At 37.8% G+C, this 14,533-nt stretch carries 11 protein-coding genes; all 11 read right to left on the reverse strand.

Translation table 11 applies throughout. From position 1 onward, the window contains the following. Positions 1 to 297: 297 nt before the first annotated feature. Positions 298 to 1,587, reverse strand: coding sequence for a glutamate-1-semialdehyde 2,1-aminomutase (hemL, locus tag CSE16_RS15235; protein ID WP_099424698.1), 1,290 nt, complete (start codon positions 1,585 to 1,587; stop codon positions 298 to 300). 1 nt (position 1,588) lies between these two features. Next, positions 1,589 to 2,569, reverse strand: coding sequence for a porphobilinogen synthase (hemB, locus tag CSE16_RS15240; RefSeq protein ID WP_099424699.1), 981 nt, complete (start codon positions 2,567 to 2,569; stop codon positions 1,589 to 1,591). Continuing rightward, a complete protein-coding gene (locus CSE16_RS15245; RefSeq protein WP_099424700.1) occupies positions 2,566 to 3,309 on the reverse strand; it encodes a uroporphyrinogen-III synthase in 744 nt (247 codons plus the stop codon). The genes hemB and CSE16_RS15245 overlap by 4 nt, the downstream gene beginning before the upstream one ends. Beyond that, a complete protein-coding gene (gene hemC, locus CSE16_RS15250) occupies positions 3,299 to 4,231 on the reverse strand; it encodes a hydroxymethylbilane synthase (protein ID WP_099424701.1) in 933 nt (310 codons plus the stop codon). Before hemC ends, CSE16_RS15245 begins: the two co-directional genes overlap by 11 nt. 18 nt (positions 4,232 to 4,249) lie before the next feature. Then, positions 4,250 to 5,077, reverse strand: coding sequence for a cytochrome c biogenesis protein CcsA (ccsA, locus tag CSE16_RS15255; RefSeq protein WP_099424702.1), 828 nt, complete (start codon positions 5,075 to 5,077; stop codon positions 4,250 to 4,252). Between the two features lie 245 nt (positions 5,078 to 5,322). Then, positions 5,323 to 6,681, reverse strand: a complete 1,359-nt coding sequence (gene hemA / locus CSE16_RS15260; RefSeq protein WP_099424703.1) for a glutamyl-tRNA reductase — start codon at positions 6,679 to 6,681, stop codon at positions 5,323 to 5,325. 251 nt (positions 6,682 to 6,932) lie between these two features. Further along, on the reverse strand, positions 6,933 to 9,902 hold the full coding sequence (locus CSE16_RS15265) for a VWA domain-containing protein (protein WP_099424704.1): 2,970 nt from the start codon (positions 9,900 to 9,902) through the stop codon (positions 6,933 to 6,935). Between the two features lie 14 nt (positions 9,903 to 9,916). Then, complete coding sequence (locus tag CSE16_RS15270) at positions 9,917 to 11,359, reverse strand: S-layer homology domain-containing protein (RefSeq protein ID WP_099425854.1); 1,443 nt, start codon at positions 11,357 to 11,359, stop codon at positions 9,917 to 9,919. Between the two features lie 102 nt (positions 11,360 to 11,461). Continuing rightward, positions 11,462 to 13,105, reverse strand: coding sequence for a phosphate ABC transporter ATPase (locus CSE16_RS15275; RefSeq protein ID WP_099424705.1), 1,644 nt, complete (start codon positions 13,103 to 13,105; stop codon positions 11,462 to 11,464). A gap of 286 nt (positions 13,106 to 13,391) precedes the next feature. After that, on the reverse strand, positions 13,392 to 13,565 hold the full coding sequence (locus tag CSE16_RS15280; RefSeq protein WP_099424706.1) for a YjfB family protein: 174 nt from the start codon (positions 13,563 to 13,565) through the stop codon (positions 13,392 to 13,394). 385 nt (positions 13,566 to 13,950) lie between these two features. Continuing rightward, complete coding sequence (gene yihA, locus CSE16_RS15285) at positions 13,951 to 14,532, reverse strand: ribosome biogenesis GTP-binding protein YihA/YsxC (RefSeq protein ID WP_099424707.1); 582 nt, start codon at positions 14,530 to 14,532, stop codon at positions 13,951 to 13,953. Position 14,533: the final 1 nt, after the last annotated feature.

Consider the following 14,533-nt stretch of genomic DNA (forward strand, 5'->3'; position numbering starts at 1 on the left):
AACTTTATGATATCGACACATTACGTGCTTTAATAGACAATTTACCAAACCGTATGTACATAATAAATGCAAAAATGACATTTCGACCCGTAGGCAAAATGTCATTTTATTATTCAGTAGATAACTCCCACCTCTACAGATGGTAAGATGAATGCTATTTCAGTCTTTTTTCAGTGGATATTCAAACGCCCACTGAATGAAAATAATGCCTCCGGCGGATGTCACAGACTTTGAATTGTGCGAGCACAATTCAAAATCTGGACGCAATTACGCCAAGGCGAAATTGAACAATTGTTATTAACGAGCTAATTTTTCAAACACCTTATGGAATGCTTGTACCGTTTTTTCGATATGCGCTTCTGTATGTGCTGTCGAAATAAAGAGACCTTCGAATTGAGATGGTGGTAAGAAAATGCCTTCTTCCGCCATTAATTTAAAGTACTCCGCAAATAATGCTAAATCAGAAGTTTTTGCCGATTCAAAATCAATAACATCTTCATTCGTGAAGAAAAAGCCTATCATCGAACCCGCACGATTTACAGTATGTGGAATATTGTATTTTGATGCCGCTTCACGGAAACCAGCTTCTAATTGGTCACCAAGCTTGCGGAAATATGTGTATGTTTCTTTGTTTAAACGTGATAATGTTTCAAAACCTGCCGTCATTGCAAGTGGATTTCCTGATAACGTACCCGCTTGATAAATCGGACCTGCTGGCGCAATATTTTCCATTATTTCACGTTTCCCGCCGAATGCACCTACTGGTAAGCCACCACCAATTACTTTCCCAAGACAAGTAAGATCTGGTTGGATGCCAAAATATTCTTGTGCGCAACCATAATCGACACGGAAGCCTGTCATGACTTCATCAAATATTAACACCGTACCATTTTCTTCTGTTAGCTTGCGTAAGCCTTCTAAAAAGCCTGGTTGTGGTGGAACAACGCCCATATTTCCTGCAACAGGCTCTAAAATAACAGCGGCTAATTCTTGACCATATTTTTCGAATACTAATTTTGCTGATTCCAAATCATTGTACGCAACCGTTAACGTATTTTTTGCAACAGCCACAGGTACACCTGGAGAATCTGGTAAACCTAATGTCGCAACACCTGAACCCGCTTTAATTAGTAATGAATCCCCGTGCCCATGATAAGAACCTTCGAATTTTAAGATTTTGTCGCGTCCTGTATATCCGCGCGCTAAACGAAGAGCTGACATCGTTGCTTCCGTTCCTGAAGAAACAAAGCGAATCATTTCGACAGACGGTAAGCGATCTAATACTAATTTCGCTAATTTATTTTCAGATAATGTTGGCGCGCCAAATGAAGCACCTTTTGCCGCTTGTTCTTGAATAGCTGTGACAACTTCTGGATGCGTATGTCCTAAAATAAGCGGTCCCCATGATAAAACATAGTCAATATATTCATTGCCATCAATGTCTTTAATAACGGCACCTGAACCAGACTCCATAAAAATCGGCTCTAGGTTAACCGATTTAAATGCTCGTACGGGTGAATTTACACCACCAGGCATTAAATCAATTGCTTCTGTAAATGCTGCTTTAGAATTTTCATAAGTACGCATATTATTTCTCCTCCAACCAACGACACACGTCTTTTGCGTGGTACGTAATAATTAAATCGGATCCTGCACGTTTCATGCCAAGCAATGTTTCCAAAACAACCGCTTTTTCATTAATCCAACCATTCCCGGCAGCGGCTTTGACCATTGAATATTCACCCGACACATTGTAAGCAACAACTGGAACTGGGAAGCTATTTTTCACATCCCGGATAATATCCATATAAGCAAGCGCTGGCTTCACAATTAAGAAATCGGCACCTTCATCAATATCTGAAGTCGCTTCACGAATCGCTTCCATACGATTGGACGGATCCATTTGATACGTTTTACGATCACCAAATTTCGGTGCACCATCCGCAGCTTCACGGAAAGGTCCATAATAGCTCGATGCGTATTTCACAGCGTAAGACATAATCGGAATATGCTCAAAGCCTGCTGCGTCTAAACCTGCACGAATCGCCGACACGAAGCCGTCCATCATGTTCGATGGTGCGATAATGTCCGCGCCTGCCTGTGCTTGTGAAACAGCTGTACGCGCTAAAACATCAAGTGAAGGGTCATTTAAAATTTGATTGCCTTCTACGACACCACAGTGTCCGTGATCTGTAAATTCACATAAGCACGTATCTGCAATGACTAATAGCTCCGGATGACGTGCCTTAATAAGACGAGTTGCCTCTTGTACAATTCCGTGATTATGGAACGCACCAGTACCAACAGCATCTTTTTCAGCTGGAATACCGAATAATAATACCGCACGAATACCTAAAGTAACAATTTCATCTACTTCTGTCGCCAAATTATCTAAAGAAAGCTGAAATACACCTGGCATTGAGCTTACTTCATTTTTAATGTTTTCGCCTTCAATAATAAATAATGGATAAATTAAATCCTCTTTGTTTAAGTATGTTTCCTTTACTAATGCACGCATACCTGCACTTTGACGTAGGCGGCGATGACGTTGGAAAAATAGTTCAGTCATAATTTTGTTTCCTCCAAAATAAGTTGTTCGATAACGGCCTTCATCGTATATTGTTGCGGTTGGACAATCGGTGTAATCCCATATTTCGCTAAAGCTTGTGTCGTAACATGACCAATCGTTGCAAATTTGACGAATCTCCAATCAAGCATCGGGACTAGCTCCTGTGCATAAATTTCAACAGCAGACGGACTAGCAAAAATGACAATCGGTTCTGGTTCGCCAATTAAAGTTTCATGAAGCGCTTGAATATACTTGATAGATGGCACCGTTTCATAAAGCGTCCATTCATCTGCGCCAATACCGTCCGCAATTGTCGACTTCGCAAGACTACCACGTAAAAATAGTGCACTGCCTTCATAGTCGAATTCTTGTACAAAAACGTCCGCACTATACACAGTTGGCATAAAATGATACGCCAAACCATGTTGTTGTAGGCTTTCGGCTGTTCGCTCACCAACAACCGCAATTTTACATTGAATTGTAGATGCCGAAATCCCAAACCGCGTTAGTTTCGCTACAAATGCACTGACCGCATTTTGACTCGTAAAAATGAGCCAATCATAGTCATTACATTGTGTGAGACGCATTTCATCTTTATCCGACACCAATTCCTGTACTTCAATGAGCGGAAACGTTTTCACGCGCCCACCACTTGCTTTAATAAAAGGTACAATCGATTGTATTTTGTTCGAACCGGTCAAAATAATCGTTTTACCTGCTAGCGGCAATTTACTCGGCATCAAGCTCAGCCTTCACCTTTTGAATTAAGTCAAATGCTCCTTGCTCCGTCAATAATCGAGCAACTTCTTTTCCGACAGCATCTGCATTTGTACCTGTTATAGACTCCTTAAAGAAAATAGAGGCGTCTGGTGCTGCAACTAAACCTGTTAATGTAATCGATTCCCCGTCCACTGTCGCATAACCTGCGATTGGTACTTGACATCCGCCATCCATCGCCGCTAAAAATGAGCGTTCGGCATGAGCTGCTTGCCAAGTCAGTGCATCTGTCAATTTCGCTAATTGCTCTAATAATTCCGCATCATCGGCACGACACTCAATTCCAAGTGACCCTTGTGCGACAGCAGGTAGACAAATATCGATATCTAAATACTCCGTTACAACTTCATCACTCCAGCCAAGACGTTTTAAGCCAGCAGCCGCTAAAATAATCGCATCGTACTCTTCTGTTTCTAATTTATTTAAACGAGTATCTACATTTCCACGAATCCATTTAATTTCTAGGTCCGGTCGCACTTGTAAAAGCTGTGCACTACGGCGTAATGAGCTTGTCCCAACGACTGCTCCTTGTGGCAAATCTGCAAATTTCACATGACCTTTTGAAATAAAGGCATCACGCGCATCTTCACGTGGTGGAATACAGCCAATTACAAGACCGTCTGGCAATACAGCAGGCATATCTTTCATAGAATGCACGGCAAAATCTATTTCTTTATCATACAGTGCTTGCTCGATTTCTTTTACGAAAAGCCCTTTACCACCAACTTTTGATAATTGGACATCTAAAATACGGTCACCCTTCGTCACGATTTCTTGTATTTCAAAATCAAATGGGACACCCGCAGCTTTTAACTCATTAATAAACCAATTTGTTTGTGTTAAAGCTAATTTACTTTTTCGTGAACCGACAATAATTTTTCTCAAAATACTCCGACCTTTCTGTTAAACCCATAAATGGAAATTCGATAGTTTGCTGCCAAGGAAAAAATTAATAACAACAAGTAAAAATAAATAAACTTGTACCCAGGCAAATGTTACACCAACTAATTTACCTTGGCGATGTAATAATAAAATAAGTAAATAGACAACAGATACGATAAATGAACTAATAATTTTCACATCGAAAACCGAAAGCCCTTCTAATGTCATATAGGCCCATTCTAACCCTAAAATTAGGCTAATAAGGAGCAATGGAACACCTACTATATTCGAATAACTTATCCATTTACTCATCTGTTGAAGACTTGGTAGCCTGGACCATAAATTATTAAGCTTCTTTTGTTTTAATATACGATATAAAATTAAATACAAAATCGAAAAAACAAAGGATAATGAAAAAGCTGCATAAGAAACAATAGCAAAGCTAATATGAATAAACAGCATTTCTGAAACAAGTGATTCTCCCACAATTTGAGTTGTCGTATTAGGTGCAAACATGTGGATCGTAACAAAAATGAAGCTTAATACATTAATAAAAAATACAGGTAAATCTACGCGGGCAATACAATGTAAAATGATGGATAGTGTTGTTAAAAGCCACGCATAAAAAAATACCCCTTCATATAAGGACAGTACTGGGAATCGTTTTGTTTCGACTATAAACAAGACGATGAATACTATTTGCATGATCCAAACAATGGATACAAACCAAAAAGCCACCCTTCTTGCTTTTAAGTTTTTATATAAATAATCAATAAAATACAGAACGATACTAAGCGCATAAAGAATAATCATGAGCTCATATAATCTAGTCATCGCTACTTCTGTCATACGCAACCTTCTCCTAAAAAACTTCTCTATAGTTAAAATAATGTCAAAAAAGCGTCTTCACTATCTATAATTTTACCATATAGATACGAAAACGCTCCTGTTAATCTTCGTTCAGCAGAAGACCCCCACCTCTATGGGTGGTGAGATAAAAGCGGTGTTAGTATTTTTTTATGTGTTCAAACACGCACTGAACATCGCCCCATTGGTTAATAACGCGACGAACTTAAGCCAACTACTCCTCCTGCTTAATAAGATAAGCCTGGATTCACAGCTGTTTCATTTGTATTTTTGCGTGCATTGCTTTGCTCCTGTTGCTGAGCGCGCACTTCTTGCTGTACTTCCTCTTCAATTCCAAAAATTTGTTGGAATAACGCGAGTTGCTCACTTGCTTGAGTCGAATTCGCCATTTCCTTCACTTGTAAAATCGGATTTTTTAGAAGTTGATTAATAATCGATTTCGTATGCTTACTTAAAATTTTTCGCTCACGGTCTGTTAACTCGGGCATTTTATTTTCAATACTAAGCATCGTTTCTTCTTGAATAGAAGCAGCCTTTTTACGCAGCGCCGAAATGACTGGGACTACACCAAGCGTATTAAACCAATCTTTAAATTGGACAAGCTCTTCTTGAATCATCGCTGTAATTTCAGTAGCCGCACGTTCACGCTCTGCTAAGTTCGCTTGTACAATTCCTTGTAAATCATCAATATCATATAAGAAGATGTTCGGAATATCACCAATTTTTGGATCTAAATCACGTGGAACCGCAATGTCGACCATAAATAATGGATCAGCTTTACGGAGCTTTGCGACATCCTTCATCAAACCATGATCAATTACATAACTAGTTGCACCTGTCGAGCTTATTAAAATATCCGCTTCAAGCAATGTGCATTGTAACTCGTCCATTGATTTCGCATTGCCTTCAAACTTCGACGCTAAATGTTGCGCTTTTTCAAATGTACGATTAATAACTGTTACTTTTCCTACACCATTACCATACAAGTTTTGAATCGCTAGTTCACCCATTTTACCAGCACCTAATATCGCCACATGCTTGTTTTGTAAAGAACCAAATATTTTCTTTGCTAATTCAACTGCTGCATATGATACCGAAACAGCATTTTCTCCAATTGCTGTTTCATTATGCGCACGTTTGGCAAATGTAACCGCTTGCTTAAAGAGCTGATTATACACTGTTCCTGTTGTGCCCATTTCTTGACCTTGTAGGAAGCTCTTTTTTACTTGTCCTAAAATTTGCGTTTCGCCTAACACCATTGAGTCAATTCCAGCAATTACTCGGAATAAATGATTGAACGTCTCATCTTCCTCGCGAATAAATAAATGGTCCTCAAACTGATCCATTGGAATTTTGAACCAATTAGCTAAAAAGTTTTTTACATAATAGCGTCCTGTGTGCAACTGATCAACAACCGCATATATTTCTGTACGGTTACACGTTGAAACGATTACATTTTCTAAGACACTTTTTTCCTGTTGTAGCGCTGCCATTGCATTAGGTATATCCTGTTCAATGAAGGATAACTTTTCGCGAATTTCGACAGGCGCCGTTTTATAATTCAAGCCTACTACTAATGTATGCATGAACCCTCACACCTCACACGTTTCATTCATGGTTTCTATTTTATCATAAAGAACATAATTTTCACTTTCATTTTGTGAACAAGCTATGAAAAGTATTTTTAATTAATAATGATTCTAAAAGAAGTGTAACAAAGTTCCCGTTTCTTTTCAATGAACTTAGTCTATAGTTTGTCCGCTATGAATGAAAAAAAGGCATGTTGATTAAAACAAACATGCCTTTTTAAATAGATGCGAATTTATACCACTATAATTTATTGAATTTTAACTGATTTCGCAGCAATTAATTTGCCTGCTTGATCAAATGCTTGGAATTCGACGTCATTGTATAAATTGAATGGTTTAAATTCATTTACATAGCGTGTTAATCTAAAAATCGATGCACCTCGACTTTGTAAATCATACGTGACGCTTCCTCCAGAGGCTGTAAAAATAACCGATACAGCAGACACATTCGTACAATTTTGATTAATACGTGCATTTAAAATCACATTTGTACGTGAAATATTAACAGAAGCTTCGTTAAACAATGTATCTCCTACTGCGCAGCTATTATCTACCACTTCTTTATTACATAAAATTGAATTTATAATCGCCTGGAATGAACCATGGATATTATAAATAGTTTCAGAATTAAAGTACGCGCCACCTGTATCTGTTGAAAGGGTTTTTAATAGCGTTTCATTAATTGTATTATACTTCCCAATCGCAACTGTATACACTTTCACATTTTTGTCTTTTGCTAATTGTGTAATCTTGTCAATTTTTGATTTCGACGTTTTACCATCTGTTACGAGTACAAGCGCTTTTGCCGTCTGCTGATTGTTTGAGAATTTGTTAATCGCAATATCCACCGCATCTGCAATATTTGTTGCATTGCTTTCGTATTGATATTCTAGTAAACTCGGAATTTTTGTCACATCACTTGCCGTGCCTGATTTCTCATGGTAAGGCTTACGGTTAAAGTGATACACATGATTTGTATCTTGAGCTAGCTGATTAATTACTTGTTTTACTTTTTTCGCTGTGTCGTTATTTGGATCGTTTTTGCGAACTGAGCCCGAGTGATCCACAACAAATGCTACCTCTGCTTTGCCTTTACAAATATTTTTCTCAAACTTAGGATTGGCGAAAATTTCACTTGTTGCCGTTTTATTATCAAGTCCTTGCAATGCTTTCGCATAACGTGGGTCTTTGTCGACGAGTTTCGCTGTTACAGGTGATTTTCCGTAAACGATATCATCAAAATACACGACCGCAGATCCGGCATAACCTGTCCCTGTATTATAGTCCTTTGTATTCGTATCAAAAGCAACAGTTCTTGACGTACCATTAAATGTTACCTCGACTGTTCCCCGGTAATCCGTAATAACGACACCACTTGGCGCGACGACATTCACAATGACCTTCGTATAACGGTCCATACCTTCAGGACGTTCCTCTAGCTCTTGTCCCTTTTTCAAAACTTCAATTTTCGACAATGCCCCTTCAAGCTTACCAATCGCTTGCGCAAATCCTTTTTGTAAAATATTTTTATCAATTTGACTAAGTTTGTCGTACAGCGCTTTAATCGCAAGGACACTTTCTTCATGCGCTAACGTAATATCATCTGCTTTTGGTAAAAAGTTGATTAAATAAATGATCGCTGCATGTAATGTCGAATCAAATTGAGACGTATGTTCTTCACTCATAACACCTTGCAAGTCGTATGTTGCTCGACCTTCTTTATTAAGCGTATACATCACTTTCGCTGAGCCAACTCCGCCCCAGCCATTTGGATTCTTTTCATTGCCATAAATCATATACTCTAAAATTTGTTCAAATAACCATACTGAAATAACTTGACCTTCTAATTTTAGTTCTGCATTGCCATACTGAATTTCTTTAGAAGTAATTTCACCTTGTATTGGTTTCCCTGTTGTCGGATGGTTATATGTTTCGTATTTAGAACCTGTCATCAGTTTTAAATCTTCATCATAATCTGAAACCGTAATGACACCATTCACAGAAAATGGTACCGTTTTCCCGTCAATAACGCCTTCTGGTAATGCTGGTAATGGCTTCACGCCTGGGTCAACATTCCCACCTGTCCAGTCCGGTTGATCTGGATCAAACACTTCATACGAAATACGTAATTCCGCTTCCGGAACATAGCGAACCGATGCCTCAATTACTTGATTTTTATACGTATAATATTTTGGATCATCATTGTTCACTAATTCAAATCGAATTTTATCGACATATGATTTCGTCAAAGCTGGTGCGGTCACAAATACATTGAGCTCCGGTCCATCCGTATACACAACTTTTGCTTTACCACTTGTGCTTGAATCCGTTGCAGAGAAAGATGCACCTGCTTCAGAAGTCACTTTAAATGCTAATGATTCATCATATGGGATTGGATTTCCATAGCTATCTTTTAATTGAATCGTAATTAATGTTGAATCGACACCATTTGCAATTAATTTTTCAGAAGCTACATTAATGCTTTCTACTGCTTTATAAACACTTGGACGATTTACTTTATCATCCGTATTTTCTCCTGGCTTTGGCTTCAATATAACCGAGCCATCTGCATTTTCGATAAAGTCCGCTGGTAATGTAATTTTATGATCGTCCTTACCTGTTGCTTTACTCGTTAACCCTTCTAATGCAATCTTTCCTTGTTGATTCATGCGGTACATAAATACAGCTAAATCGCCGCGGTTAAGATTGCTCGTAGGTTTGTAATCTTCAAACGTACGTTTACCTGTCGTTCCTGTCGTAATTTCACTCATATATAAATATTGAATCGCTTGCTTTTCTGATAAATCTAAGCCATTCATCGCAGCAAAAATTCGTGCAAAATGACTTCTCGAAATAGTCGCGTTTTGTTTTGATACAATACCAACTCCATATAATGGAATATTCAATTCTCCATAATACGAGTAAATCATATCTTTTTCATAGCTTTTAAACTGATAATTCCCATCTAGTTTTGCAATCATTTGCAATACTTCCCACTCTTTTACGGGCGTATCTGGTTGGAATTTACCACCTGGAAAAAGTTGAAAATAATTATTGTCAACTGCCCATTTTGCAGGCTTGTACTTTGCATTTGTCGTACTAATATCTTTAATCTGATTCGTCGCTGCATCTACTTCGATTGGGTTCATAGGTAATACGCTTGAAAATACAATCAGACAAGATAAAAATACCGCTATTAGCTTCTTAAAATTTGTCACAAGAACTCACTCCCTTATTCAAAGAACAAAATATCATCGCGATAATTTTGCTTTAAGTCATTCTCTAAATATTTTAAATAACGTTCAATAATTGATGAAGCTTCGGCACGTGTCAAAATGCCTTTCGGGTTGAATTTACCCCCACTGCCTTTCATCAATCCCAGCTCTGATGCTACATAAACAGAATCTCGTGCATAATCTGATATTTTGTTATCATCCACATATGACGTTGTATAGCCTGGATCTGGCGCTTTGCCTTCAAGCCCTAATGCACGCACTAAAATAGTTGCTGCTTGTTGTCGTGATAAATAGCCATCCGGTTCAAAATTTGTAGCCGTCATCCCCTGAATAACCCCTTTATTAACAGAAGCGACTAAATAGTTATAATCTTTTGTTGTGCGTTTCACATCTCTAAAAATGCTTGTAGGTGGTGTTTTTTTCTTTTTCGAAGTATCCTCTAATACACGTAAATCAACTGCTTTACCGATTGCAATCGCAAAATCATAGCGTAACATCGGTGTATTTGGTGAGAAGAAATTGGATTGGTCATCTAAAATTCCTAAAGAATATAGTTTTTCAATACTTCCACGTGCCCAGTGCGATGAAAGATCACGGAATTTTGGAATTTTTAACATTTCAACTTTTGGCATATAGTCGTTATCTAATGCGATTTTACCCTTCGTTTTAGGCAGTTCATAAACATATTCTGAAAGTGTATCAGCCGAACTAATTGCTTTGTAAGTGCCATTAAAGCTTGCTAAAGACGACATACTTTCATCATACTCTAACTCGCGTGATTTCGTTGTAGATACCCGATTTTCTACTGTACCAATTGAGCCATCTGCATAAATCATTTCAAACTCTGTAATTTGAGTTTCTGTAGCTCCCCAGAAGTTTTCATACCCTACATGACGACTATCAGCATTTACGGTAATTTCTTGTACCTTTTCATTGCGCCCACTACCGCTACTATATGTGTAAGTTTTTCTCGCAATGGCATTACCTGTATAGTAATCCGATGCTGGTCGCTTATCCGTCACAGCGCTTTTAGATAATTGATAATCCACTAACGTATATTTATCCTTGCCAATCGTTATTGTTTCGGTAAATTTCGTTACTTCTCCATCCGCTGTACTTTGACCGATTTGATCATAATTTGTCACATCATATGTATATACAAAATTACGTGCTAGTTTTTCGCTATTTGGTCCAGTTAATGTAAATTTATACGTTTCCGTTAGCTTGCCTTTATTTTCTTTGACTGTTACTGTCACATTTTTACTTGTACCTGTAAATTTAATCGGCTTCCCTGTAATGAACACATATTCTTCATATATATACTCATTTTTTATGCCACCATTTAAGTCAATGGATTGAGCTGAAGTTCGTGCTGGTAAACTAACTATCATACTTAGGAAAACGGTAAATGCTATAAAGAAAAGAACATTTTTTTTCATTCCCACAACAATTATCCCTCTTTTCGTTTTTAATTTGTGCAATGAAAGCACCTTTGTAAAGATGAGACGGCATGTAGGCGTAAAATCCTACATGCCCTCCATTTATTCGTTTACCATTACTACATGTGTTACGAGATTTTCGTCCATTAATAATACGACGCGATCAGAAGGTTTTAATTCGCTTGCTTTAATCGCTTTTCCGTTTTTAATAATGACTACCTTATTCAAGTCTACTTTCGTTTCTCCGAAGTATGACCATTCCCCGCCATTTACCCACTGGCTAACATCTTTAACCGAAATGGAGTTTGTCCCGATGCTATTCACGCGACCCGTTGCTGTAATGACAGAACGTGCTCCATTTTTGATAAAGTGAATCGCTTGAATATGGCCGTCCTTCACATAGAAGTATCCGTACTGCCCTTCATATAAGAACAATTCAGTTTCTGGAATAATTTTGTATTTCGTATCGCCATCTAACTCCGTAACCGCTGTTGAATTACTAAATGAGAAGATCGATTCAGAATTGAATTTCGTCCAGAAGTTATTTTTAAAGTACTCCATGCCCGAAAGTTCGACTTTATAAGCATCTAAATCAGCTACGTCTAAACGACCAAAATAGAGCTGATGCGACGATAAGTTTGGTGATGTGAAGCTGTCGTTCGTAACATTCACCACATGGGCATATTTATCACTCGTCGTGCCATCCGTAATGACATAGGCTGTCCCATTCGCAGCAAGCGTATCAGGTTCTACTAAGCGACCGTTACGAACTAAAATAGAACCATCATGGTAAAATAATCTACCCACTTTAGATAACGCAAAGTAACCATATTTCGAATTCACTTCAGATAATGATTGGTAATACGAGCGTTCATTTTTAGCTAATACTACAATTTTTTCAACGACCTCTTTACTAAATTGCTTTGTCGTTACAAAATACAAGTCGCTATTTTTATAGTTTTTCAATTGATTTTCCGAGATTTTTTCATTGCCCGCATAAATCGTTGTGTTACTTGTAAATTCAAATGTATTTTTATCCATCTTTTCATTTTCACCGAATAACCAGTTCGTAAATGGATGCGCATTATGTACGGTAAACGTATTTTTACTTGTGTTTACTGTATTTAATTTGGCCTTGTATAAATTTTCTACCATAACACCAGTAGTGATAATATTAATTTCCGATACCGCTGAAGTATCTGCTGAAGCAAATTTTAGCTTCACACGATCCCCTTCATATAGTGCACTTAAATCAACCGTTGACTTGCCTTTTATTATCGTCGTGCTATTTTTCACGTAATACGATTTCGTTCCAGCATTATCTAATTTCACTGTAATAAATAAGCCATTCGGGTCAATCTTTGTGACAACACCCGCACTTTGCTTACTATTTGGAACAATAGCACCATCTTCTATATTTGTTGTACCACGCATTTCCGTTACTTTTCTTAAATTTACTTTTACCGTAACATCCATACCTGCCTTAAAACCATCAATCGTAGTTAAGGTATTATTTATGTACAGCCTTGCCGTTTTATCGATATTAAAAGTTGCTGTTTTTCCAGCACTATTTTCTAAAGTGACCTTGCTTAACGTACGATTAACCGTACCATCCTTATTTTCTGTTTCATCATATTTCACGTTGACAAATTTATATGTCGTAGCTGCTTCAGTCTGTTGCCCAAATGGCAGTGCTGCTAAAGCAAAAATAATCGCCAATAAAATTGTTGCCATTTTTTTCAGCAATTGTTCCGCCTCCTTTTTCTTACTTTCTCCTAGCAATTATATCAAAATATAAGACAAAAATGTTTATATGTAATGATTTGGATAATTACCGTAATTAAATTGAACTCTATTACGGTATGGACACTTTTCTCATACACGTCCTTAACCTGCATTACAAAAATTCCATATTTTATGTAAGTACACCTATTATTTCGCGAGCTTCACCACGGATGAAAGTTTCCTTTGATCGCTATATTTCACCAAAGTTAGATTAAAGTGGCACATAAAAAATCTTGTGCCGCTTTTTTTAAACCGAAACATCAATCGAGTGACCCGATGTTGGGTGTGGTGCATCTAGAAGTTCAATAACTTGTTCTGTACTTTGCTGTTGAAATTCCATCGCTTGTTTTGTGACAGCCAATGAAACATTTTGCATTAATTGTGCTTGCTTCATTGACATTGCTAAAGCGGCAATATCCATATGTAGCACCTCCTAAAAGGTTTATCGGCAAATGACGCGCGACATCAAGGAATTCATTAAAATTCGTGAAATAAAATTGTGGTCGATACTCAATGATGCGCTTGACTATATAGAAATGCATGTTGATTGGGAGGGAAGGCGACTCCTGCGGGAACAGCACGATGCCTGAGACTACAGGCTCAGGACGTGTCCGCGGAAAGCGACCGTACAGAAATGGAAATCCCCCCGGTTATGATGAGGAACCGATTTCTATGGTAACAATACAATCTTTGCACATAATCGATGCTTATCTGTAACGACAAGATCATGTTGAAAGCGCAAAAAATCATCCTCCTGGTTAGACCAAAAGGATGATTTTTTAATTGATGGATGTTGTTGTTTTTCCTTACATACGTGCTTCAATTTCAGCCCATGCTTCGTCGAAACCAAGGCCTTTTTCTGAAGAGAACACGAATAAAGGATCTTGTTTATCCATTTGTAATGTTTCACGTACGATTTTTTTATGCTTATCCCATTTACCTTTTGGAATTTTATCCGCTTTTGTTGATACAACGATAACAGGAATATTATAGTGCTTTAAAAAATCATACATCATGCAGTCATCATTAGTTGGTGGATGACGTAAATCAACAATTAAAACGACTGCTTTTAGTTGCTCGCGTCCCATGAAGTATTGTTCAATCATTTTACCCCATGCTGCGCGCTCTGATTTTGAAACTTTTGCATAACCGTACCCTGGTACATCAACAAAGAAAAACTGATCTTCAATTTTATAGAAGTTTAATTGCTGTGTTTTTCCTGGCTTTGACGAAATTCGCGCCATCGCTTTACGACCAATCATACGGTTAATGAAAGATGATTTCCCAACATTTGAGCGCCCTGCTAAGGCAAACTCTGGGTAACCGTCTTCTGGAAATTGTTCTGGTCGGACAAAACTACCGATCATTTCAACGTTATGGACTTTCATT

This window comes from Solibacillus sp. R5-41 (genome assembly GCF_002736105.1).
Classification (GTDB): domain Bacteria; phylum Bacillota; class Bacilli; order Bacillales_A; family Planococcaceae; genus Solibacillus.